The organism is Izhakiella capsodis (assembly GCF_900115045.1).
Classification (GTDB): domain Bacteria; phylum Pseudomonadota; class Gammaproteobacteria; order Enterobacterales; family Enterobacteriaceae; genus Izhakiella; species Izhakiella capsodis.
In genome coordinates this window covers 311,620-337,103 of the sequence record NZ_FOVC01000002.1, presented here as the reverse complement: position 1 = coordinate 337,103, position 25,484 = coordinate 311,620, and the positions used below count along the sequence as shown (strand labels likewise).

The 25,484-nt window shown below is 37.7% G+C and carries 19 protein-coding genes and 1 pseudogene; 18 read left to right on the top strand and 2 right to left on the bottom strand.

Annotated elements, in window-relative coordinates; translation table 11 throughout:
• Positions 1-61: 61 nt before the first annotated feature.
• Positions 62-2,316, bottom strand: a pseudogene (locus BM191_RS04905) (molybdopterin-dependent oxidoreductase).
• A 194-nt stretch (positions 2,317-2,510) separates the two neighbouring features.
• On the opposite strand from BM191_RS04905, the gene galR reads away from it, so the two are divergent.
• The 18 genes from galR to BM191_RS16750 all read left to right on the top strand — a co-directional run bounded on the left by galR (position 2,511) and on the right by BM191_RS16750 (position 22,758).
• Complete coding sequence (gene galR, locus BM191_RS04900) at positions 2,511-3,512, top strand: HTH-type transcriptional regulator GalR (RefSeq protein ID WP_092875724.1); 1,002 nt, start codon at positions 2,511-2,513, stop codon at positions 3,510-3,512.
• Positions 3,513-4,086: 574 nt separating this feature from the next.
• Entirely contained in the window at positions 4,087-4,278 is a 192-nt protein-coding gene (locus tag BM191_RS04895) for a hypothetical protein (RefSeq protein WP_092875722.1), read from the top strand.
• 1,322 nt (positions 4,279-5,600) lie between these two features.
• Positions 5,601-6,044 (top strand): transcription termination/antitermination NusG family protein, encoded by a 444-nt coding sequence (locus BM191_RS04890; protein WP_177203295.1) that lies wholly within the window; start codon positions 5,601-5,603, stop codon positions 6,042-6,044.
• Positions 6,045-6,088: 44 nt separating this feature from the next.
• On the top strand, positions 6,089-6,580 hold the full coding sequence (locus tag BM191_RS04885) for a hypothetical protein (RefSeq protein ID WP_092875718.1): 492 nt from the start codon (positions 6,089-6,091) through the stop codon (positions 6,578-6,580).
• 22 nt (positions 6,581-6,602) lie between these two features.
• On the top strand, positions 6,603-7,487 hold the full coding sequence (locus tag BM191_RS04880; RefSeq protein WP_092875716.1) for a hypothetical protein: 885 nt from the start codon (positions 6,603-6,605) through the stop codon (positions 7,485-7,487).
• A gap of 16 nt (positions 7,488-7,503) precedes the next feature.
• Positions 7,504-9,117 carry a GspE/PulE family protein gene (locus tag BM191_RS04875; protein ID WP_092875714.1) on the top strand — a complete coding sequence of 538 codons (1,614 nt, stop codon included), beginning with the start codon at positions 7,504-7,506 and terminating at the stop codon, positions 9,115-9,117.
• 43 nt (positions 9,118-9,160) lie between these two features.
• Positions 9,161-10,237 (top strand): type II secretion system F family protein, encoded by a 1,077-nt coding sequence (locus BM191_RS04870; RefSeq protein WP_092875712.1) that lies wholly within the window; start codon positions 9,161-9,163, stop codon positions 10,235-10,237.
• Positions 10,238-10,487: 250 nt separating this feature from the next.
• Positions 10,488-11,462, top strand: a complete 975-nt coding sequence (locus tag BM191_RS04865) for an ATPase, T2SS/T4P/T4SS family (RefSeq protein ID WP_092875710.1) — start codon at positions 10,488-10,490, stop codon at positions 11,460-11,462.
• A 121-nt stretch (positions 11,463-11,583) separates the two neighbouring features.
• Positions 11,584-12,012 carry a toxin co-regulated pilus biosynthesis Q family protein gene (locus tag BM191_RS04860; protein WP_177203294.1) on the top strand — a complete coding sequence of 143 codons (429 nt, stop codon included), beginning with the start codon at positions 11,584-11,586 and terminating at the stop codon, positions 12,010-12,012.
• A gap of 14 nt (positions 12,013-12,026) precedes the next feature.
• Positions 12,027-12,758 carry a prepilin peptidase gene (locus BM191_RS17490; protein WP_092875706.1) on the top strand — a complete coding sequence of 244 codons (732 nt, stop codon included), beginning with the start codon at positions 12,027-12,029 and terminating at the stop codon, positions 12,756-12,758.
• Complete coding sequence (locus BM191_RS04850; protein WP_092875704.1) at positions 12,731-13,153, top strand: lytic transglycosylase domain-containing protein; 423 nt, start codon at positions 12,731-12,733, stop codon at positions 13,151-13,153. The genes BM191_RS17490 and BM191_RS04850 overlap by 28 nt, the downstream gene beginning before the upstream one ends.
• A gap of 48 nt (positions 13,154-13,201) precedes the next feature.
• Positions 13,202-14,200 (top strand): hypothetical protein, encoded by a 999-nt coding sequence (locus tag BM191_RS04845; RefSeq protein WP_092875702.1) that lies wholly within the window; start codon positions 13,202-13,204, stop codon positions 14,198-14,200.
• 423 nt (positions 14,201-14,623) lie between these two features.
• A complete protein-coding gene (locus tag BM191_RS04840) occupies positions 14,624-16,309 on the top strand; it encodes a secretin N-terminal domain-containing protein (RefSeq protein ID WP_092875700.1) in 1,686 nt (561 codons plus the stop codon).
• Between the two features lie 70 nt (positions 16,310-16,379).
• The gene (locus BM191_RS04835; RefSeq protein WP_092875698.1) at positions 16,380-16,982 is read left to right on the top strand and encodes a type 4 pilus major pilin; all 603 of its coding nucleotides are present in this window, start codon (positions 16,380-16,382) and stop codon (positions 16,980-16,982) included.
• Positions 16,983-17,459: 477 nt separating this feature from the next.
• Positions 17,460-18,716 (top strand): hypothetical protein, encoded by a 1,257-nt coding sequence (locus tag BM191_RS04830; protein ID WP_092875696.1) that lies wholly within the window; start codon positions 17,460-17,462, stop codon positions 18,714-18,716.
• A gap of 696 nt (positions 18,717-19,412) precedes the next feature.
• A complete protein-coding gene (locus BM191_RS04820; RefSeq protein WP_092875692.1) occupies positions 19,413-20,948 on the top strand; it encodes a hypothetical protein in 1,536 nt (511 codons plus the stop codon).
• Positions 20,945-22,363 carry a hypothetical protein gene (locus tag BM191_RS04815; protein ID WP_092875690.1) on the top strand — a complete coding sequence of 473 codons (1,419 nt, stop codon included), beginning with the start codon at positions 20,945-20,947 and terminating at the stop codon, positions 22,361-22,363. Before BM191_RS04820 ends, BM191_RS04815 begins: the two co-directional genes overlap by 4 nt.
• A gap of 227 nt (positions 22,364-22,590) precedes the next feature.
• Positions 22,591-22,758 (top strand): hypothetical protein, encoded by a 168-nt coding sequence (locus BM191_RS16750; RefSeq protein ID WP_177203293.1) that lies wholly within the window; start codon positions 22,591-22,593, stop codon positions 22,756-22,758.
• A gap of 1,441 nt (positions 22,759-24,199) precedes the next feature.
• Here BM191_RS16750 and lysA read toward each other — a convergent pair.
• A complete protein-coding gene (lysA, locus tag BM191_RS04805; RefSeq protein ID WP_092875686.1) occupies positions 24,200-25,459 on the bottom strand; it encodes a diaminopimelate decarboxylase in 1,260 nt (419 codons plus the stop codon).
• Positions 25,460-25,484: the final 25 nt, after the last annotated feature.

Sequence of the window (25,484 nt, the reverse complement as noted above, 5' to 3'; positions counted from 1 at the left end):
TTCGCAACCAATCCCCGCAAAGTGTAACCAGCTATGAGATTCATCAATAAGGGTGCAAAGTTTACCGACGCCGAACCTGCACCAGGCAGCTCTGTGCATTTGGTCCCTGGGTCAGCGAAGACGTGCCAATATCCAGCGTTAGAACGTTTGGATTCCCGGCCCGATCATAGCTACACCACCTGCCGCCAAAGCCCGGATCAAACCAGGCGCCCGTGGCAATAGCGATAACCTGTGGCGTCAAGCCATCAGTTATCCGCACGCCTGCTAGCATGCGCCCCCGCGCGTTATACACCTCAACCACATCGCCATCCGTTATCTGACGCTGAGCGGCATCATCAGGGTGCATGTATAGCGTTTCATGTCCGGCTGTTTTTGCCGCCTGCACGGAGGGTGTTGCATCCATCTGGCTATGCAGACGATCGGCTGGCTCATGGAGATCATATGTAAGGGAAAGCCGAAACTTCCCGCGTTGCCGAGCCACTCCTGTGGCGGACGCCATTCGGGATGAGGAGCAAAATCCGCCAGCTTAAACGCGCCCAGCGTTTCGCAGTAAAGCTCAATTTTACCGCTGGCGGTACGCAAGGGATGTCCTTTGGGATCGGCCCGAAAGTCCGCCATGTAGATAAAAGGTTTTGTCGCCGCAGGCGCTTCAACGTAGCCTTGTTGCCAGAAGGTTTCAAAGTCAGGCCAATAAGCACCTTTTTGCTGATGCGCAGCTGCACTTTGCTGATAAAGCTGGCGTATCCACGCCATTTCGTCACGATTTTCCGTGAATGCGCTGCGATAGTTTAGACGCTCGGCAAGATCGGCAAAAATATCAAAGTCATTGCGTGCCTGATGCTGTGGCGCTATCGCCTGGTGCATTGCCAGAACATAGCGATCGCAGGAAGATCCGCCGATATCGTTACGTTCCAGGCTGCTTGTGGCGGGCAGAACGATATCCGCCATGCGTGCCGCTGCCGTCCAGACGATATCCTGCACAACCACCGTATCCGGGCGCTGCCAGCCCTCCACCAGCCGGTGCAGCTGCTGATGGTGATGAAACGGATTTCCACCCGCCCAGTGGATTAGATGAATTTCGGGATAGTGACGCTGCTGGCCGTTAAATTGATAGCCCTGACCGGGATTAAGTAGCATATCGCTAATGCGAGCGACCGGAATAGCCTGTAACGCCAGCGGATTAACGCCGGTGGGCATACCGGGAACCGCGGCCTCCAGCCGTGGATTACCCACACCGTTCATTGAACCATGACCGAATGAAAAGCCACCGCCTGCAAGGCCCGGCTGACCGAGCATCGAAGAGAGCGCGATCATCATCCAGTAAGGTTGCTCACCGCGATGCGCGCGCTGAACGGCATAAGCGCAAGTGAGGAAACTACGCCGCCCGGCGAGCTGCCGCGCCAGGCGAGTAATGCGTGCAGCCGGAATTCCGGTAATCGCAGCGGCCCATTGCGGCGTTTTGCGGACATCATCGCTTTTCCCCAGTAGATAGCGCCGTAGCTGTGGGTAGCCAACACAGTGAGAGGCCAAAAAATCATGGTCTACGAGCTGCTGCACCTCCAGCTCATAGCCGAGCGCCAGCATGAGAGCCACGTCGGTATTAGGCCGAATAGGTATCCACTCAGCATTGACAAAGGATGGACAATCATCGCGTAAGGGGCTGATATTAATAATCGGCGTCCCCTTACGCGCCAGCGCTTCCAGCGCTGGCTTGAGGCTATGCTCTCCCGCCCCACCGGAAGCCACCTGACCGTTTTTTAACGCCAGACCGCCGAAGGCAATGAACAATTCACTATGCTGAATAACTTCCGGCCAGTCTGTCACCCTACCGGTCAATGGTTTGTAGCTGCCGATAACGTAAGGAAGAAAAAATTGTGCGGCTCCCCAACTGTAGTTACCCTGCTGGTCAATACCGCCGCCCCCGGCGAAGTAAAAGCGACGTAGCAAAGTGCGGGCATGATGCACGCGTCCTGCGGAAGACCAGCCGTAAGATCCGTTAAATATGCCTTCCGCACCGTATCGTTCACGCACGCGGGTGACCTCATCTGCGACAAGGTCAAGTGCGGTATCCCAATCCACGTTAACAAAGTCTTCCCGCCCGCGCAGGCTGCGATCGCTACCTTCATGGTCACGCAGCCATGAGCGTCGCACCGCTGGCTGGTGAATACGCTGCGGTGAATAGACCAGTTCAGGCAGCGTTTGCAGCATCTTTGAAGGGTCACGGTCGGCAAAGAAAGGTTCACAGCGCAGTAGCCTTCCGTGGTCTACAACTGCATTGAATGCCCCCCAGTGAGCAAGATGTGGCACCTTTTTCATTCGCTACTCCGCTTGCCAGTCAATATTGCTCAAGAATAACAGCTTTAAGTGGTCAACTCCCTCCTGGCTGCTGATGAGATTTAACAATATTCTGTCAGCTTTGCGAGCTCACCGGCATTATATTGGCTTGAAGTGTATGGAATTTTCCGCAACACTGGCACAATGTAAACGTTTACCCAGGAACTGATTAGCGCATGGCTACGATTAAGGATGTTGCCAGACTTGCTGGGGTCTCGGTGGCAACGGTTTCCCGTGTCATTAACCACTCACCAAAAGCCAGTGAAAGCTCACGCCAGTCCGTATTGATCGCGATGGAGGCATTACAGTACCATCCTAATGCCAACGCCAGAGCGCTGGCTCAACAATCCTCTGAAAGTATGGGCCTGGTGGTATGCGACGTTTCGGACCCCTTCTTTGGCGCGATGGTTAAAGCCGTGGAACAGATTGCCTATCAGACCGGCAATTTTTTGCTAATCGGTAATGGTTACCACAATCAACAGAAAGAACATCAGGCGATTGAACAGCTCATCCGCCATCGTTGTGGTGCGCTTATTGTGCACGCAAAAAAAATTCCCGATGCCGAGCTTGTTCCCCTGATGACACAGATCCCCGGAATGGTATTGATAAACCGTGCGCTGCCGGGGTTTGAAAAACGCTGCATTGCCTTAGATGACCGCTACGGTGCCTGGCTGGCAACCCGCCATTTGATTCAAATGGGCCATCAAAACATCGCCTTTATCTGCTCTAATCACGCCATTTCCGACGCTGAGGATCGCCTGCAAGGGTATTACGATGCGCTTAAGGAACATCAGTTAAGCGATAATGAGCGGCTGGTAGCATTTGGCGAACCGGATGAAGTGGGTGGTGAGCAGGCAATGACCGAACTGCTGGAGCGAGGTAAAACCTTCAGCGCTGTCGCCTGCTACAACGACTCAATGGCAGCTGGCGCGCTGGCGGTAATGAGTGATAACGGTATCGCCGTACCGGAAAATATGTCGCTGATTGGCTTTGATGATGTGCTGGTATCACGCTATGTGCGTCCACGGCTGACAACCATCCGCTATCCGGTAGTTAATATGGCGCAGCAGGCGGCAGAACTGGCTCTGGCCCTGGCGAATAGTAAACCGTTGCCGGAGGTGACAAATTTGTTCAGCCCGACGCTGGTAAGACGCCATTCGGTAGGCGGGCCGGGCTGATTACAACCTGCAGTGCTTCTTGTTAGTTGGATAATCCAGCACTTCCTCCCTGATCCGCACAGCCAAAGGGCGCTTAGCAATCAGTAAAAGAGGCATGGAGAGCAAGGTACCGTTCCAAAGATCGAGTTGGAATGGCTTTTCATACTGACTGAAAGACGATCATGTCTTTGCTCATCAGACGCGTCGCTATACAAGGGGAATTAAGCCTGACCAGTGCGTAGTGCACGCATCCTGAGTCGTTAATTGTGACTTACGCCTTCTTTAATTATAGCCTCAGGATCATCATGATTACGTGTTTGAGATTGTTATAATGACGTTCAATAATATTGCTTCTCCATATGTACTATAGGTAACCCACGTCAGGTTGACAGCAGAGGGTTATTAACAAACCAAAAAAATCGCCTGTGTTTCACATCGTTCAAAATCACTCTCTGAAACGTGAATAGAGCTTTTCTATTTTTGTTGATATTAAAAGAGCTCTGCGCTAAAAAAAATGCTGCAAACGCCTTCTTTTTTGCATTGCGATCGCATCAGGCTTCACCCAACAACCGCGTAAACTCAGCTTGAAACTGAAATGCCGGGCCTGAGTATTTCTGTTGAAGTGCTTGATCGTTATCTGACTACGCGTCTGATATTAATACTTTACCCGGCGACGCTGGAAGATGTGATAAACCACGGTGTCACCGTACTAAAAATAAGTGAAGCGGGTACTGGCTGCAATCCTTGGGGACACTCAGGCTATCATTCTTACGCCTTACTTATTTAAAATTTTTACGTAATGTATCATCCGGTAACAACCGCAGCGAACGGTCAAGTAACACTTCTACGGAATAGAGGCTAATTTAACCCAACTCACAAGCCTTTGTGCTGCTGCCTGGGTATCACAGCCAGTAACTGCGAGTCGATGCAATGGAGGTAAAGTTAAAGGGCAATTGACTGGTGCAGTGGATCGATTTAACGAGGTTCCTATCCCAGTCATTATTGCCGCTAGGAAACAATTTGGACATAAGGATTATACCTGTTAGTTCATGCACACCCATGGTAACACACGCACACACATGCGATGCTGCAAGATAACGACTCTAACTCTACAGGTAGGCTACTTGATTGACAGATGTGAACATTGAATGCTGACAGCAGGCAAGCGATTAATGAAAATAAGCTAGCGTGTAATTTCGCATTTCCATGTGCGTAATTATTAATGCAAGAATTCTAATTAGGTTATTGATTTTTATAGTAAAAAAACCATTTAAAAACTACCAGCGGCGCTGAAAATCTGCTATAGACAAAAATAGCTTTGGTATCATCATCCTACTGAGAAACAATATCTAACAAAATGATTTTGATCATACCAATAAGCGCAACTAACATCAGGCGCACTGAAAACCTGAATGTTTTTTTTCAAGTCAGGGCGCAAAGTAAAAAAAGCGCACAGCTTTACTAACATTAGTAACCAAATCACGGTTTACTGTGTCCTTCCAAAGGAAAATGGTGGAACCCCTCAACTAATGTTACGAGAAGGTTATAAAAATACCTCTTTATTGTTTAAACCAGCATGCGCATAATCTGAGCTCTTCCTGGTATATATTTTCCCTTAAATGATATTATTGCTTTGTATATTATTAATATACAAATTTTTAAACATGAATTCTGAATACCTAAATTAATTTATTATTTTAACCAGGGCGCAGAGTAATGAGAAACATACGGGAGAACGGCCACATATAATTCAATCATGCTCTCCTGCCTTATGCGGATAAATTAGTGGCCCCCGTTCACTATTATTGCAGGATGCTAAAAACATATCTTTTAAAAGATAAAAAACCATCTTGGATCTTTTCGCTTTAATCTTACCATCTTAAAGATTGTGTGAGTTTTAAGAACTCCAACGTGCATTTTTATCAACAATTATCATGATGACATGCAAGCATTATTTCTCAAACCCAGGCGCAGAATAAATAGAGACGCACGGCTCTACTACAAACAGCAAAATAATGCCTTCCTTTCTCATACCAAAGGAATATTGGTGAATACACCATAGGCACACGATTTTTAAAGAATTTCTTATAAATCGGTATGGATATAAATATGGATTTTTTTTGGTATTTAGCATGTCACAAAAAAGGTGTGAGAAATTTTTTTTTGGCTCAGATGTTACTTGAAAACATGGAGGTTAAAAGTTTTACCCCCCTCGTTATTGATAAAAAAAAACGATGTGGTGAACTTAGATCTGCAATAAAAAGTTTATTCCCTGGCTATTTTTTTGTTTATTTCAATCCATTGAAACAAAGAATTAGAGACATAGAATCTGTTCCAGGCTTTAGTCATTTCGTAAAATTTGGCGTGGAGCTCAAACCATTGAGAAGTGAAGTAATAAATCAGGTTATGGAAATGCAAAGTGCCTTAACAGACGATTACTTGAAAAAAGAAAGAATACCAGATGAAATACCCAATGAACTAGTTAATATTTTCCATATGAACGACGAACATGAAAAATTTTTACACTTTTGTAAGTATGCAAAGATATATTAGAAATACGTTATTTAATAGGATTTTTAGTAGGATAAGGAGTTTAAATGAAAAGATTATATTTATTATTCTCACTTCTTTTTTTTATGAGCATTAATTCATGGGGAGCACCCTCTATTGTGAAAACCAATAGTAATCCAGATAAAAAAAACAATCTGAATTCATTAAATAGTAAAGATAAAACTTTGCAAAAAGAATTGGAGGAGTTTGAAGAAATACAGCGTGAAAGTGAATACCTTAAAATTCTGATTAAAAACAAAAATCTCATGAAGGAATTGGGCATAAAGGATAGAGACGATATTTTTGATAAAGAAAATAGAGACAGGGAAATAAAAGATATTTACCTCGTGTCTACATTCAAAGAAGGAATTGGTCCTGAAAAAGCCACGATTTTGATAGCTGGAAAAGGAATGAAAATACTAAAAAAAGGAGATTTAATAACAAGAAAAATAGAAGTAACGAGCATAAAAAAAGGGGATGTGAAAGTTACTTTTCTACCATCTGGTAATAGTTACGATCTCAACTGCTTAAATTATTGATAAGTTTAAAAGGGTTGCATTTATGGCAAAGTTTAAAATTGATAATATACTATACATCTTAATATTCATCTATTCTGGTTACGCTTGTGCAGAAGTTACTTTACAAGATCCCCTAATGACAGCTATAAACTCTCAAGAGCTGAGTAATGTAAAAAAGAAAAATAAAGAGGAGGTAAACACGATTATAGCTAATCTGTCTGAAATAAAGAATACAAGTGATTTTCCGAACAAGCCTAAAGGAGATGACGGAAATTCAAAAAAAGAGATGAGTAGCACTTCATCGACACAAGCACAGGTTTTTTCAGAGCAGAATTCAGAAAATAAAATTAACTCTTCTATAAATCGAAAAAACAGCCAATCTATAAGTTCAAAACTAAGTAATAACAAACAAGATGCAGAAGTTATTCAACAGCAACTGAACTTATTAGAGGAAAAAAATATAAAATTTGAAAAAGAATTAGATTCTTTGATTAACATACAAAAGCTTAATTATGAAAACAGCATTATCTCCAAGGAGATAGATAAAGAGAAGGAAATCGAATTAAGTCCCGAACTAAAATACATGAATACATTCATAAATGAAAAAGGTGTGAGGAAGGACTCAACAGGATTTTACTATCACGTAATAAAAACAGGTTATGATAAAATCATCGATGGAGATTTTATAAATTTAACCGTTACAGAAGAAACAGATAAATACCGAAAAATTAGCAATGTTAGAAACATAATGCTGAAGTACAGCGATAAGCTGCCCCCGATAGTATATTATTCATTGAAAAACATTGGCTTTGGCGGAGAAGTTAAAGCTGTAGCACTTGCTAGTTATGAATATCCTGGCGGAAATTATCCTAAAGGAATTACATCTGACACACCTCTTGTTTACTTAATAAGTATAGATAGAAAATAATGCATAGAGGTTTTCGATGATTAATATTAATGAAGGAAAAGTCATAGATGAAAAAAATGCATCTCATCTATTCTCCAAGAAATTGATAACCTTGTCGGATAAGCGATTTAAAGTACCAGATAATCTCAAAAGAATTTGCATATTATTTTCAGATGGTGACATCATTGTAGAAATCAATAACAAAAAAAACCTAACACTAATTTCATTTTTAACTACATGCAATAAACGAGGATTTAAAATTAAAGATATTTTTTTTGCAAATATGTCTTTAATCAGAAAAATATATGAGACTAACTCGTATTCAGAGAGAGAGAGAATTACAGATGAGCAGCCGATGGAGAAGTCTGCTTCTGAGCTATTGAAAAGAGCATGCCAAGTAAGAGCCAGTGATATTCATATAGAAGTTAAAGAGCACGAAGCCACTATTTTCTTCAGAATAAATGGGGATATGTATAAGATAGGCGAAATAGCTTCTGGAGAGGCCCACTCATTGCTCGCCTCATTATATAATGCTGCCGACAACTCTGATGCGACCTACAAATTATATGCTTTTCAATCCGCAAGAATTTTCAATGGCGGACGAATTTTGATGCCCGCAGAACTACAGTCACTACGTTTGCAATTTAATCCCCTGGCGTCAGGTGGAAGGTATATGGTTGCCAGATTGCTTTATGGTGAAAAAAAATGGTTGCAGCGTACAGACATGTCTGGGATGGGATTCCATGAGTCACAAGTCAGAATTATAAATGATTTAATGATGGAGCCAGAAGGAATAAATCTTGTTGCCGGGCCTACGGGATCAGGTAAATCCACAACACTGAAAATAATACTAGAGAATATGTATATAGAAAAAGAGCAAACAGTAAATATTATAAGTATAGAAGATCCTCCTGAATATGACATTGAAGGCACTACCCAATTATCAGTAACTAATGTTGAGACAGAAGAGGAAAGAGGGATGGCTTATAATAAAGCAATTGTAGCAGCTCTACGATCCGATCCCGATATTATCATGCCAGGGGAGGCCAGAGATGCCTCTGTAATAAAGCTAGTTTTCACTGCGGCTATGACAGGCCACCAGGTGTGGACATCTATACATGCTAACAGTGCAATCGCTGTGATAAGCAGACTTAGAGATCAGGGCGTAGAAGAGTACAAATTAACAGACCAAAAATTGCTAACTGGTATTATTTCTCAACGGCTTGTGAAAAGACTATGCAATAATTGCAAAAAAAATTTTTGCACGAGTGCAACAAACACCAGATTTGGAATAAAAAAAGAAAGTATACTTGAGTATCTAGGTGGATATACTAATCATGTTTTTATTAACAATCCTGACGGATGTAAATGCTGCAATAATGGATATAATGGTAGAATTGTTGTTGCTGAAACAATCAAAACAGATAACAAATTATTAAGGCTCATCTATGAGAATAAGATAGAAGAAGCATATAACTACTGGACCAATGAATTAGATGCTCTGACAATGTATGAGCATGGTTGGTTAAAGGTTATAGAAGGAGTTATCGATCCCTTTGATGCAAGATTGAGAATAGGAACTGGATATATTAGTGAGGAAAGAAAAGAAAGAATTAGAAATATGGAAAGAAATATTTCCTCTGAAAACTGATAGCCCATAGCTCATAGCCCACAAATTCATTCGATGAGAGAATATGAAAACCCTTATAAATTATCAGTTTTTTAATAGAATTCAATTAACCCTTACTAAGAGATCCAGGATATATAGTAAATTAGCAAGGTTCACAGAAAATGGTGTTCCTTTAAATTTAGCACTGGATACGTTGTATGAACATGTTTCAAGGAAAGGAAAAAAAATAAAGAAAATAGAGTCTGTTGCAATAATAGCATGGAGAAAAAAAATTCGGAATGGAAGTAGCTTTAGTGAAGCTATTGCAGATTGGATAAGCAAGGAGGAAGCCTCTCTAATTAATGCCGGTGAGATGTCAGGAAAGCTTAGTGAAGCTTTAACAAATGCTATTGAAATTGGAAAAGCTAAAAAGCAAATTAAAAAATCACTTTTTGGTGTAGCTTATCCAATAGTACTTATATGTTGCCTGGTGTTTTATCTTTTCATTTTTGGTGCAAAAGTAGTTCCTGCTTTTGAGAAAATACTTCCAGTCAAATACTGGCACGGAACTGGAAAACAGATGGCATATCTTTCTCGATTTATTATGAGTGATTTGATTTATTATATGGCAGGTTTGATAGTTTTAATTTTGGCTATATTTATTTCTCTTCCTCGATGGACTGGAAAGATAAGAAGTTATATTGATTGTGCGCCTATATATTCAACTTATAGAACGATTATTGGATGCCAGTTCTTAGTTTCATTTTGTTCATTGCTGCAAGCAGGAGTGCCTACTCCAGAAATCATCAATATATTAACAAAATATTCTTCGCCATGGTATAAAGAGAGATTAGTTAAGGCTCGGAAATTTTTACTAGGAGGAGCTGCGAATATTGGAGAGGCACTTAGTAAAACCGAATTGAAGTTTCCTAGTGAAGAAATCATCATTGATCTGCAGACATATGCAGCTTTGGATGGCTTCGAGATTATGCTATCTGATTTATCAAAACAATGGTTAGCTATATGCGTTGCTGATATCCAATTTCAAATGGAGATTTTCAAAAATATAGTAATTGTGTTAATTGGACTAACATTTATGTGGATAATTGATGGCATGTTTGCGCTACAACAACTTATCTCTAGCTCTGCAATGACTATTTAGTTTAAAAAAATTGTCTCGAAGTTAATCTGATAGATAATCTCATTAGACTTCAAGCGAAAAATAGATGAAATTTATGATGAAGGAAAATTCAGTTCATCTATCTGTCAAATATATATTATTGGCATTCATAGTTTTTAGACAAAATTTATTTTTTAAGCATAATTACTATAAAAAAAACTAACAAAGAATTAAAGTAAAGAGAATATAAAAAATACTAAAATATGAAAATTACTAAACTCAAGGTATACGCATGGATATAAATAAAAGCAAAATTAGAGATCTATCTTTTTCAGATCTAATATTGACTGATGAGAATAGATTTTTCTTACGCTATTTATCAGGCTCTACCAGTCCAATCATCGAGATTATCAATAATAAAGCATTATTAGAGGAAATAACTGAACTTAAATATAAATTAACAGTATCGAAAGAAAAAGAGTTTTTATTCTTATGGGATAATATACCTTTCAGAGTGACCAAAATTATCACAATAAAAGGCGAACATTTTTTTTTGAGAAGACCATTTTATCCCGTGCCGGATTTAGTTAATCTTGGATATTTGGAAAATCAGTTAGTTAAACTCAAATCGTTATGTGGAAAAAGTGGATTAGTATTGTTTTCTGGTGCAACTGGCAGTGGAAAAACTACTTCTATGTATTCATTAATGACTGATCTAGTGAAAAAAAACGGAGACATAGTTATTAGTATTGAAGATCCACCAGAAATACCAGTCGAAAGCATTTATGGTAATGAAGGTCATGGGCTTTGGTACCAGATTGACGCTCAGATGGTTGGTGGGTATGAAAAAGCAATGATTTCAGCCATGAGATATAATCCCAAATTTATAATGATGGGAGAAATCAGAAGTGCCGATGCGGCTAATCAAGCGGTAAGAGCGGCAGTTAATGGCCATTTAGTATTAACAACAATACACGGCTCATCAATACAGGGGGCAATACTCGCACTACAACAAATCGCTGCTGCAGGTATGCAGTCACAGGATCTTGCGAGAGCGATAATATCCGATGGATTGACTGGCGTTATTCATCAATGCTTAGTACGCGATAAAATCACAGGTAAAAGAACTATGAAATCAAGTAGCTTATTTATTGATGGTGATGACGGAATTAAAACTAAAATTAGAAATGGTAAGCTAGAATTATTAAGCACAGATATATACAATCAAAACATTGCGAGTCGAGTGAATTCATCTACATATGTATAAAAAATATTTTATTAGATATATATACTGCAGAGTAAGTTTATGTATTGCAGCTTCATATTTGGCATAGACATAATATTTCTGCGTGAATTTCAAACTCGAGGGTTAATATGGAGCATATATAGTGAAAAAGATAATTTTATATCTGTCAATATTATCTTTTCAAGTGAGTGGTGCTAATCTTGAAAACATTCTACAAACATTGTCCAGACAGGAAACAAGCAACGTAATTTTTAATACACCCAAAAATGAATTAAATATACCACGTGAAGTGGAATCAACTCAAAATAGTATTAAAGATGAAATCGACACATGGAAGGTGGAAAAGAATAAAACCCTAAATCAACTATTATACCTTTGGGCAAAGAAAGCAGAATGGAATTTGGTATGGAATACGCAATATGATTATTCAATATCAACTAACGCTACTATACATGGCGATTTTTGTAACGCAGTAAAGCAATTGTTCCTGTATACAGGCCAACTTAATCCACCGATTTTTGTATCGTTGTATGAAAAAAATCGGGTGCTTAAAATATCATCCAATAAATAAATGAAGGTTGATTTATGGACATTATAAATTATTTATCGCTTTTTTGGTTTACAGCGATACTTGTCAGCTTTCTCAACTGCATCATATATCGATACGTCACTGTAGAAAGCTGTCATCTTAGAGAGTTCATAAAAAGTTCTCACTGTGATTATTGTAAAGAAAAAATAAATATTCAGTATATCTTACCTATAATAGGTTACTTACTATCTACTGGTAAGTGCAAAAATTGCTCAAAAATTATTCCATTATACTACTTGATGAGTGAATGTATTTTAGCGCTCATGGCTTTATACGTTTATTATAAATTTAGTCTGTATGGTGTTGGATTTTATTACTTAGTAATGGTGCTAATATCAATAACATACATTGATATAAAGAAAAATATAATACCACTCATATTTACCATTCCATTAGCACTATCAGGTATAATATTTATGTCACTTAAATACCATAGTATGAGCTATATTTATGGTGCTATGTGTGGTTTTTTTTTAGTAACATTCACGATGCTATTCGTATCGTATATTAGAAAAGAAAACGTGATTGCTGGGGGCGACATTGCACTTATAACAAGTGCCGGATCTTGGTTAGGTATAGTTAATATGCCTATGTTCATAATATTAACGTCCATCCTATTTATCGTACATGCTTTACCCTTCCGACTTCGTGGTTCGATATATACTCCGATGGGGCCATCAATTAGTTTAGGTTTTCTATTATGCCTAGCCTTGCATCTACTTTACTAACTTATTGTTTGATAAATGCGAGTCATATTAATCATGTTCCTCCTGACATAGTTGCATCAATATTAGACATTGAAGGAGGAAAAAAGGGGAGCATTACTATTAACAATAATGGGTCAGAGGATTTAGGGCCTATGCAAATTAATAACAAAGTATGGCTGAATATAGTCAGCCGTGCATTATTTAAAGGAGACAGAGTAAAAGCCTATCACGCTCTTTTATTTGATCCTTGCATGAATATAGAAATTGGCACTTGGATACTTTCAATAAATTACAAAAATAACAAAGGTAATATATGGAAAGCTGTTGGAGAATATCACTCGAGGAATAGTCAGCTAGCTAAAGACTATATAAGAAAAGTACAAAATATTCATAGCAAGCTTTTTCCAGATGTGTAGAGCTTTATACTATTTTTTTTGGTGTAATAATTAAGAGCAAGATAACAAATGAATATTGTGGCAGGAAATAAATTAGTTAAAAAAGCTCAGCCTCCTGATTTCTTGATAATACATATTGGATTAAGTTTGCTCGAAGTTTCAGTGAGTATATTATTAGTTACAATAGTGTTCATTATTACAATGAACTATTATACAAAAAAAACAACTAATGAAGTCGTTCAATTAGCATCGAAACAGATTACATCAGAATTAGATGGGATAAGGAATTATGTTAACCTCAACGGTGATCGCGGACTCAATTTCAATAATAATTGCATCGCTCAGATCAGCAATGACCAGTTGGATAACGAGATTTTGAATGTCATTAGCTCCAAAACTATTTTAAATGAAGATAGTACTTTTTATATAAAGAAAAAAAAATGCCAGGATCCTGTAACGAACAAAGGAGCTTATGATGTTTTATTATTGTTAAAGGATAAAAAATCTACTGAAGGAAGAATAAGTAGTTCTTCTCTACTTGACCTGATGCAGAGTGTTGGCTTTGTGAGTGGATTTTATAATGTCTCAGATAATTGCCTTGATGGTCAGAAAAACAGCTGGTCTGTGAATCTATCAGACTGGGGGATAGAACCTGAACACTACCAGGCCGGGTTCTATGAGAGTTTCATAAGGAAAAGTGAAAAGCATTTCGGCGCAGCGTCATTATCCAGCATTGAACTACATGAATTTTATGACGGAATACTATCAAGTCAGAATATTTTTAAAATCACTTCAGATAATGACAGGATAGAAGTCATATGGCAAGGCGCTAAAATTCAACTCACCAAAATAGTGATATCATTAACAAACAAAAAAAATTATATTAAAAAAATTACTGCTGAAACTTTGAATGGATCATATGGAGGTGATTATTACTTTAATCCTTATAATTTACTGCCAATAAACGCAGCAGGAAACTATACTCTTACGGTAAATATATCTGTTGCAGGTAAGAATGGCGTAATGAGTGATGACGAAACTCGTACCATAGATATTTTAGTTAAGTAAATTAGTTGTTGTAATAAACGATAGTAGAAGTATTCTAACGTATTGGATATTTAACAAATCCTTCTCAACAGCTTTAAATCGATTGAAATTGTCTATAGATTATATTTCGATCTCCTTGAAAATTGATATTCATGCATTTATTTAGGTATCTTTAGGTCACATTATTTTTCTGTAAATAGAGCATCACCTGTTAACTTAAATATTCTTTGGGTAAAATCTATTAAATATTGATGGCAATTAGCTTTTATATATAAGTATATAATTTTGAATACTCTATAACAGAGAAAGTGAAATTTTAAATTTCTGACTAAAATAAATTATTATCATGAATGGCCTTGCAGGTTTTTATAAAATTCATATATGAAAAAAATCTAGCGATTTATTTCATAGCTTATCTCTCCTTTAAATTAATGGAGCTCATGCGTGATCCATAAAACTTCATATAAAAAATCAACCATCTTAATAACTCTGATGATTTCTTTATCAGCTTGTTCAACAGAATATAAAAAAACTCAAAAGGAAGTTGATGCACAAATAAATAAAACAACCGTTTTATTCAGGAACGCTAATAATGGAGAATTTAAAAAAAACTATAACATGGTAACTTTTCATAAAAATGGTCTATATATAGGACTCAAACCTTTTATCGCTAAACAAGGTGAATCATTACCAGTGAATGTAGAAGCTGATGGTGTAAAACTTTTCTCCTCAAGAAAAATGAGTTTGAACGATATCGCCAATTTGATAACTACCTTTACGGGTATACCTGCCAGTATTGATGAAGGTACAGTATCTACTGAAAGTCGCGATGGAACCGACACTGATATGTATAAAGAGTTGAATGAAGCAGTCAATAAATCTATAACTCCGCAACAACAAGTTAATCTTTATGATAATTTACCCGGTATGACAGTTGACTATAGTGGTGAGCTTTCAGGATTTTTAAAGTTAGTATCTTCGCATTTCAATGTCTCGTGGCAGTACAGAGACGGTATAATTTTCTTTTCGAAATATGCTGTTAAAACCTTCACTATAAATACATTGCCAGTCAAAACAACGTCACAATCCAAGATGGATATGGGGCTCACTGCTGGTGGTTCAGGTAGCTCTGGTGGTCAGGGGACGGGAAGTAATAGTGATAGCTCGGGTGGAGGTAGTAGTTCTAGTGGTGGTAGTACAAGTAATAGTCTTTCTGCTAGTGACTCATCTAAATCGTCTCTTAATTTAGATTTTTGGAAAGATATCACACAAAATCTTGATGTCATATTACATGGAAATGGTAGTGTGAGTGTGTCAGAGGGGCTTGCAAGTATAACAGTCAGTACCTCACCTGACATCATGGTAAATGTTGAAAACTACATTAATCAACTTAATAGAAGTTTAAGGCAAGAGATTGCCGTTAATGTAAGCATTTATAATGTAACTTTAAATGATGACTCAGACTGGAATTACTCACTAACATCAATGTTCAGTGCTTTAAAAGGCAGAATTAGTGGTCACTTATCATTATTTTCAAAAGACCCTGGTGATCCTGGAATTGAGGGTACGACAGAGAATAATTCATCATTCATAGTTAATATGCTCGATAATCAAGGTAAAGTTAGTGTTCTTAACTCTGCTAACGTAATTACAATGTCAGGACAACCAGTACCCTTACAGGTTTCCAATACTCGCGGCTATGTATCCTCAATAGGAACAACAGTTAATAATAATACCTCTCAAACAAATTTAGATGTATCTTTAATCGATACTGGTTTCTTTCTCAATGTTCTTCCTCGGGTATTGCGTGATGGAAAAATTATGCTTCAGTATTCAATTAGTCTGTCATCATTAGCGGGTAATGATAACGGTTTCGATTCATTCTCTGTTGATAAGAAAAAAATACAACTTCCTGATATTAATCAGCGATCTTTTATCGAGCAAAATATACTGAAAAATGATAACACATTAGTAGTTGCAGGCTATAAAACGTCCAATCTGAATTCTTATGATGCAGGTATAGGAAATCCCAAATTCAAATTACTAGGAGGAGATAGCTCAGGCAAAGGAAGTAAGGAAATCATTGTAATTTGCATCACACCTACGACTTTAAACTTAGGAGAAAATTGAAATTAACCAACAAAGTATTTGATATTTCTTTTATCAATTTTTTAATCACCTTTAAAATGGAAATACTATAATGTACTATATCAACTCATTCAACTTTTCAAGTCTTAACAAATTTCGGCACTACAAAGAAAAAGTTCAAAAGGGACTTTCTTTGATAGAGGCAGCTATGGTACTAGCTCTTTCAGCCATTGTTGTTGCCGGCGTGATTGCTTATTATCAGTCAGCGTCAGATAACCAGAAAACCGAGGCAACGATATCATCCTTAACAGATTTAATATCAGTTATCCATAGCGTTTATGCATCACAGCCTAACTACCAAGGAATAAGCGCTGAAGTAATTGCCAAGACAGGTTCATTACCAACTTCAATGGTTGACGAAAATAACAACTTATTTACTCCTGGAGGATCTAAAATCTCAATTGGTATGGGAACTTTTAAAGACAGTTCACTGCAGAATTATTTCAACATAAGTTTTGGTGTTTCTAATCAAATGTGCCCTATTATGGCAAGATTAGATTTAGGCAGCTCGTTATCTGGGTTCTTCATAGGTAGCTCCAGTGGTACGAAATACACTGGGCCTTTGAACGTTGCCGACTCTGAAAGTGCTTGTGAAAATGCTCCTCATGGTGACAGTACGAAAGACCAAACGACACTGGACTATGAATTTCATTGATCATCTTTACAATAGATATAAGATTAAGAGTAAACAGCCAATTTTGTAATTTACTCAGACAATGATATATTTAATTTGTAACGATACTATATAATAGCGACTTCCCATTAGTGAAGTTCTGAAGTAATAACCGGGTAAATAACACCCGGTTATTACTCAATACAAATAGGACAACAATATCCTCTTAAGCGGTCGTTTCAAAAGACTTTTCTATTGGTACAGTGTTAAGCATAAAAATTGTTCATCATCATTCTTTTCACGTTAGCTCATTAAAATTTCATATTCTCGTTCCATATCAGTACTCATCTCAAAGTTATAAGGAAAAAAATAAGCGATCAAAAATAAACAGAAAAAATTTTTATATTTTACGTTTTAATTAGAGTATAACATGATGAGTAAAGCCTTCACCTTCATATCATCTTTATGAAGATTTTTAAACTGTAGTGATTTTATATGTTTATTTTTCGGATATAAAACATGGATATTTCAATTGATCAAGATATAGGTGTGGTGACTGTTAAAGGAAAGAAGTATGCAGTAAATTTAATATGGAATATTGTTGAAAATGAAGAAGACTTCATTGAAGTTATCAAAGTTGAAACAGAGCAGCTTGGTTCTAATTTATTTTGTAAAATGGCTCATTTAGAGGGAGGTATTTGTTATGGTCTCGCAGATGTTTCATTAGGACACTCTTCAGGGATGTCTGTTTTGCCCGCAGTTATTTCATCCCTTTTTGATAGCTCTCTCATTGGTGCGTGGCATTTAGATAATGATGTGTGGTATATAATTGCGATTGATTCTACTCGAAGTATTCTTATAGATAAAGCGTTTTACAAAGAAGATGAAGCCTTTGATAAATTTAGCTCCATCCAAAATCATATGAGTTGCAGTGAAATAATTTGTCCCGCCTCATGGGATTGGGAAAATAGTAAAAGTAATTTCATCCTCGATAATCTGCCAGATAAGAAACAATATAAAATTATAAGCAGGAAACTCAATTTCCAATTTAAATTCTTGCTTTATATTTTGGCATTTTCGTTAGCAATAACTATTGCTTTTTATTTAAAATCGAATTTCCATATCAAAAAACCCAAGAAATATAACACCCATGAAGTGATCGAGAAATACAACCCGTTTCCTGCTGAGAATGATATTTTACCTCGATACTTCATAAAAAATTGTCAGAATACTATATTAGAGTACCTCCCTGTCGCTTTCTCTCTGCCAGGTTATAGGTTGAATGATGCCGCTGTTTGCACTGTTAAGTCTGTCAATTTCACACTTACCAGATTATTCGGCTCATCCGACTATATTCCTAAGAATATTAAAAGTTTCATTAAGAATCAAGATGGATACATAGATATTTCAGATGAAAATTTTGCTAAAATCACTCTCCCACTGCAAGGAAAAAAAATTGGAGATATTGATGATGCTAATATGTCGCTCTCATTAAATAACATTCATAAAATGTTTGATAATGCCTTTATTCGTATTCAGACATCAAACAAAAGACCTTGCGGCATAAAATCTGATTATAATACTGTCTATAACAGAAGTTTCGTTTGCGTAAAATTTCGAATAGCTACAAAGTACAACCCCGAGCTGTTAATTCCCATCTTCGATAAAAACAGGAACTTAACCATTAAAAAAATGAGCTACAATATATCAGCTTCTTCATGGCTGATTGAGGGAGTTTATTTTGGTATCGGACAGAAAAATCCGAATAATAATTGAGGTGCATTATGAATGGTGGATTATATTTAATAATAATGGTTATGATGTTTTCTATAACGCAATACTCTTTTTTTGGAGACTCTTGTAAATATTTCGCTGCTGAAAACAAGAAATTTGCGCATGAGATAATCAATCAACAACTCTTTTTAATTTCCTATTGCGATATTAAAAAAAATTGCAGTGATATAAATCATCAAAATGGATATATACCAAGATCATATTTTATGCCTGACATATTTCAAACTAATAACAGTTTTAGTTCTAAGTACCTTTTATCATGTTATATCAACAATCATATCTATACCTTTTATTATTCCCATAAAACATCAGGTAATGATTTACCTCTAATAAATTTAGCTCAAATATTCTCTTATGTTAAGGAGTTCACAGAAAATAGGTTTTTTTTGATTACGCCGTCATCAAATTTGTATAGTTCAATTCCTAATAACTTGTGTTCATTTAATGAAAAAATCATTAACAAAAAGAATATCCCGTTTTTTATCGTCAATTACAATAATTAACTCGTTTAAATTTCCCTTCTTACATGAATGAAGGCTCAGATAGCATTTACAATCACTTTCAAATATGAAAGATCACTCAGAACAGTATCCTTAAAAAATATCATAGCTATAACTGTTTCAAACACGCAATTAGCATAACTGCGAGCAGTTGAAATTATCAGGAAATAAAAATCCGATGCTAAATACTTATCCTGAAAAGGTAGCACTTAAATTTTCAAACTTATCAAAATACAATAAAGGTATTTCTTTGCTGGAGGTGTCTTATTTTCTTATTTTAATGACCGGTGTAATTTTATTCGTAAACAACTATTTTTTCTTGCAGAAAGAGAGTTGCGAGTCAACCTTTATTACTCAACAAATAAAAAAAGTCACGACTTCTCTAAACTTATACATTAAGAATCTTCCATTTTCAGCGGATCAATCATTTCCTTATGAGGTCACTACTTCAGAATTGATCGACCGCGGTTTCCTTTCGAAATCGATCAATACTAATTCCTCCTTAGTTGATCATGAAGATAATTACATTTTGAAGTTTCAAACCGGAGATAACAGTCAACACTATGTAATAGCTGGTCTAACATTTTTATGTATGGATCATTTAAGAACAAAATCCGCAATGATCTTGAATCAGTTAGGGTTCAGTGGTGGTAGTCTAACTGATGAGAACCCATCAACACTTGTTGGTGGCTCGGGGGCATGGCACATTAATTTAGATGACTATAAAAAAATATACTCCAACCCTTTGATCAGAAAATTTCATAGCTGTATATTTAGTATTTCTTCCTACGAACCTGTAGTTAACAAACGTGGTGATTTTCTTAAGCCTAATATATCCTCTGGTGATCTCAATATAGTCGGAATGAGTGCGAATATTGATGCATCTCTTAATGATGGAGGATCCTGGCAACCACTATTTGAAAGTGATGCCATTATCATTAACAACAACAGCAACATCAAAAACGTTATAATCGAAGTTTACACTAAAAACACTAATAAATTATTGTCGAGCAAATACTACTCAGGAAATGAAGACAAAATATTCGTTTCTAATAAATATTTAGATAGGAGCTTATATTTGAAAGTGATACCTGTCGACTCCAGTGGTCATAGAGGTGACCCTGTTACTCTTCCACAAAATGGATATAGTATTAACGTTACTCCTTATGAAGGTAATTTATTCAAGAAAATAAATTATCTGGTTCAAGCGGATATATATAATAAAGACTTCTCACTACCTTTGAATCCACGTAATGATACAAGAAGCGACGTAGGTCAGTGTGGGGTAAAAGGAGTCACCACGCCGGCAGGTATTGATATCAAAGACTTACAATTGAATCTTATAACATCCTATGATAACTCTGCTTATTTAAAACCACATACCTTTGCTCTTATGGTTAATGGGGTAAATATTTTAAGCCTTAAAGTTATAAACCCATCTTTAGCATTAACAAGTTTAATAACTCTAAAATCCTATGACATTAGAAAAAATCACATTCTAGTCGCACCTGGGCTAACAACTACTGGTAATGGTTTCTATCTCATAAATAAATCATGCCAAAAAAATGATAGTGAGAAAATACATTTTTCTATTAGCATTGACAATATCACTCATTTTGTTGATGCGATAAATTGGGTTGGTACGCAACCTTTGTGGAAACCTGATTCTATATGTATAACAGATGACTCAGTAGCCAATGGTATCTATCAATGAATAATATTTTTAACAAAGGAATTTCTTTACTGGAAGTATCATTTGTCATGCTACTTTCCATATTAACATGTACTTCCGGATGTCTATATTATCGGGCAGTTATTTTTGAAATAAAGAATGAAAAGACATTTACCATAGTTTCTGAGTTACAAACCGCATTAGCATCTTATATAAAATTAAATTCCGATAATATTAAATATCAGTTTTATAATAATGGAGGGAATCCATGGGAATTAAATGATTCAGACTTATTGAAATATTTAAATTCAAATACAAACATATTATCAAAAAATGGTTTCCATGATGGCTACGGTAACACTCTTGTTGTACTGATAACTGTTTACAAAAATAATTCTTATGGATTGATAGTCGATGATGGCAACATAACTGAAATTCCTGCTGACTTTTTAAGTAGGTTGAAAGTTTCAATAGGTACGTCTGCGGGTAATTATAATAAAGTAACTTCCAGTCTGGACGGAATTGGTGCCAGCTGGACATTCCCCATTACTCCCTGGAGTGTACCTGATGTGAACATCAAAAATGCTCCCTTTGTTGCTCTTAACTATAATAACGCGTTAAAAATAGAAGCATTCAGTAATCTTGACGCCAGTAAATCTGAAGCAGGTACAGTAACCGACATAACTGGACAAAACACTATTCACTGGAATCCAGTATTCAAAGAAGACAGGCTAAGTTTTTCTTATACTAAAAACCCAAGTATAGATTACATCCAATATGCCCTATCCTCACCGTCACAAGGCATTATAAATCAAGGTAATCTTTTCAGTGATACACTGCTGATTAACCCATCCCCACAATGGATAATAAATGGTGCTCAACTCATCCTTAGTATTAAAGGTCATTATAAAGTATCAAATACGTTCACAAACAGCATGACTATTGATATTCTTATTGACAAGAAAAACGCCCAGAAGTTCTATGGTAGTATTCTTAGTGGAGCTGATGTTTCTTACTCTGTTCATGCGCTAAAAATGGCCGGTGAAGATCAATTTATTCCCTCTTCATGTAAGACTCCTGCTGATATTCTTTTAGCAAAGATATTTCAAGTTACCTTACGATCTAACAATACTTATTCTGGTCATTTCCTTATCCCGTTAAGGTTAAAAATAACCTATAGCAATCCCTATTCTTCTAACAATCCACTTTACTACTTTTATGCAAATTCTCCTTCAGATGTATATTACGAAGATCCTGATATTCTTACACAATCAGCCGACATATCCTCTGGAGAATGCTCAATCACATCTTCAGCTGAGAGATATAGCGTTCTTACACTTTACATTAACTCCCTATCTAATAATAGTTACTCTAAGGTTACATCAAAAGAGATAAGTTGGAATATTACCGGTCAAGCACAAAGTGATATACGATGGAATAGTGATAGCGGTGGATAGGGCTCTGTACAATACAGTTTGAAATAGTGTTATGTCAACATAAATCACCTTTGCTTTAATTTATGCTACTCAGCATTATCGCTAAACAAGATAATTATATCTTATTTTTTCTATTATAAAATATCAAAAAACTTGTGAGACTATATTCCTCATCTTTAATTGAAAAATTTAATTTTACATTCCGAATGAAGCAGATCGATAATTTTTATAATTTATTGAGGTTTAAAATGAGTGAGAAAAAAATATTTAGTGTTAAAAATTACTGGGCAGGCGTCATATCAGGGGGAAGCGTTGGAGGATTAGCATTTTTTACTGGCTTTTTTCTCCTTATTTCAAGATCACCTCAAACAGCATTAGATATCATTAAAATTTTTAAACCTATCATCGGCCTGTGACTTTGGGTTGTTAGTCTCAATTATATTTATTTTATATTCAACAGGTGTTATTATGAAAGTTAATTCCTTATATTTACATGAATTCTTTATTGGTTTCATTGCTGGCGCTACATCAGTTTCGATTATATCCTTACTTTTTTTAGCTGAAATAACGTTTACACATCCGGCCTTTTTCCTGGAGTGTTTAGTTCATTCAATGCATATGTTGCGTTTATTTTAAATATACTCTTGATCGTATTAGAAATTCATCTATTTTCCTTTCGACGACTTTGCATGAATGTTCATGTCTTTTGAGACTTTACAATATTCAAGCAGCGATCAAATAAAATGAGCACTAGCCCGTCAACCAGTTTCGGCAGGCTATGCTCACGAATATGCCTCACAAGGAAAGTCATGCCTGCCATACTGGGTTGGTCGGTATTTACACCTTTTTGAGAGCCATGATAACCATCGCTATAGTCTTACCGCAGTGTTTTCTCTGTCTGAATCGGTTCATCAAACGCATCAAGCTACTGAGGGATTTACTAACATGGGCTGATCTTATCGATATGAATAAATGACTAAATTTGCCCAAGATATTTTAGTATGTCTTGACTCAGGTTGGCGGCGCATGAACACCACTACTATGTATATCAGAAGTAAGCTACATATTTTAGTTGAGTTTACTATTCAGCACTGTCAGATTGATGAGCTCACTCAACGTCCATGAGATAAAGTGAAAAAGCATTCCGCTCAATGCAGTGATATAAACGCTGAGGTTTTACTGACCTCACTGCTAAACGCCACAATCCTCTGTTTTATTTAATCTATTAGGGTATACACTCTTAAGTTATCTGAAGGAGAGTTTAGTAGTATCAGTCACGATACTGTTGCGTCTCATCTTCACGCTTTTGATTTGCTTCACGTTTTATCACTGGTACGTTAATTTATCGCAGCCGGACCGCTCAGCCAGATCCTTTTATCGTTTTGTCTGCTCAACAAATGGCCCCTGATGTGCTAAAAGATTGGTGGCATACTGAGTGCGGCTGTTCCCTGCGATAGATTATTGTATTATCGATACTGACGCTATTTTTTGAAAAATCGTTATCAACTCAGAGAGCTATTTCACTTCTGAACTGTCAGCTTCAGGCTGTGCTCAATTATTTTATCACTGGTTAAAAAGACAGCTTAAATTCATCATTTCTGCAATCATCGGGTTGAGCACAACCCAGTTAACCGCCTAGTCCGCCCCTGTTTCGTCCGCCCACCATAGTTGCCAAAAAATCACGCGAAGTTTCATCGCCACACCTACGCAATTGCCACTCTACTACCGTAAATCGATAGTGAGACCCGGCATTCAACGGCAAAATTTTCCAGCGCTGATCCGCCATAGCTACCCGCTTTGTTTTCATGCCCGGTCAAAAGGTTGTGGTGGTATCTGAAGCACAACCTGGTTGAACGTTCAGCGCTCAAGAGCCAGCAATTCATCAATGCTCTGACGCCGACGGATCTGGCGGACCTGGCCCTGATCAAATAAGACTTCGGGCAACAGTGGGCGGCTATTGTAATTCGAGGACATTGAGGCACCATAAGCGCCGGTATCATGGAAAATCAGATAATCCCCAGGACGCACCTCAGGCAATTTCCTGGTTTCGACTTTGCCACCCTCCTGCTGAGTGAAAACATCGCCTGATTCGCACAGTGGACCGGCAACCACCGTCTCCAGCTTATTCACTCCATCAAGCGGCCGACCGTCTCCCGCCAGCGCCGAAATATGATGATAGCTACCGTACATTGCCGGTCGCATCAGATCGTTGAAACCGGCATCGACCAGAACAAAATGGCGACGCCCCATCTGTTTTACCGCCCGCACCTGGCTTATCAACACGCCAGATTCCGCCACCAGAAAACGTCCTGGTTCGATCTCCAGTTTCACCGGATGACCCAGGTGGTCGGTAATGCGCTGCCGAGCGCTGTCCCACAGGTCAAAGTAGTGCCGGGTATCAATCGTTTCTCCGCCTGAAAGATAAGGGACAGACAAACCGCCGCCGGCGGAAATAGCTTCAATATCGTGACTGCTGACGATAACATGCTCGACCATCGCCTCACAGACCTGGGCCAGGTGCCGGTAATCAACCCCCGAGCCAATATGCATATGAAATCCGATCAGCTTCAGGTTATAACGGCGGATCGCATCCAACGCTATGGGCAGGTCCCGGTACCAGATACCATGTTTGCTGTTTTCACCACCGGTATTCGTTTTCTGACTGTGGCCGTGACCAAACCCGGGGTTGATTCGCAGCCAGACCCTATGGCCCTCAGAGACCGCGCCCAGCTGATGTAACATATCCACCGACCCGGTATTTAGCGGGATTTTCAACTGATTAACCCGGGTTAGCGTCGGCGCATCAAGCACATCGGCGGTGAAGACGATTTCATCACTTTGCGCACCAGCCTGATAACCCGCCGCCAGGGCGCGTTCAATTTCACCCGCAGAGACCGAATCGACCTTCACACCGGCCTCACGCATCAGCCGCAGAATATGCAAATTAGAGCAGGCTTTCTGGGCAAAACGGATGACATCAAATTGACGCAACTTATCGATTTGCTGACGAATAAGCTGCGCATCATAAGCCCATACAGGACCATCGTACTGCTGCGCCAGCATCAACAGATTATGTCGATTGAGCTGACTATTAACATCTTCTAGCGGGCGTGGCATAAAATCCTCCTGGAAACATAGCGCT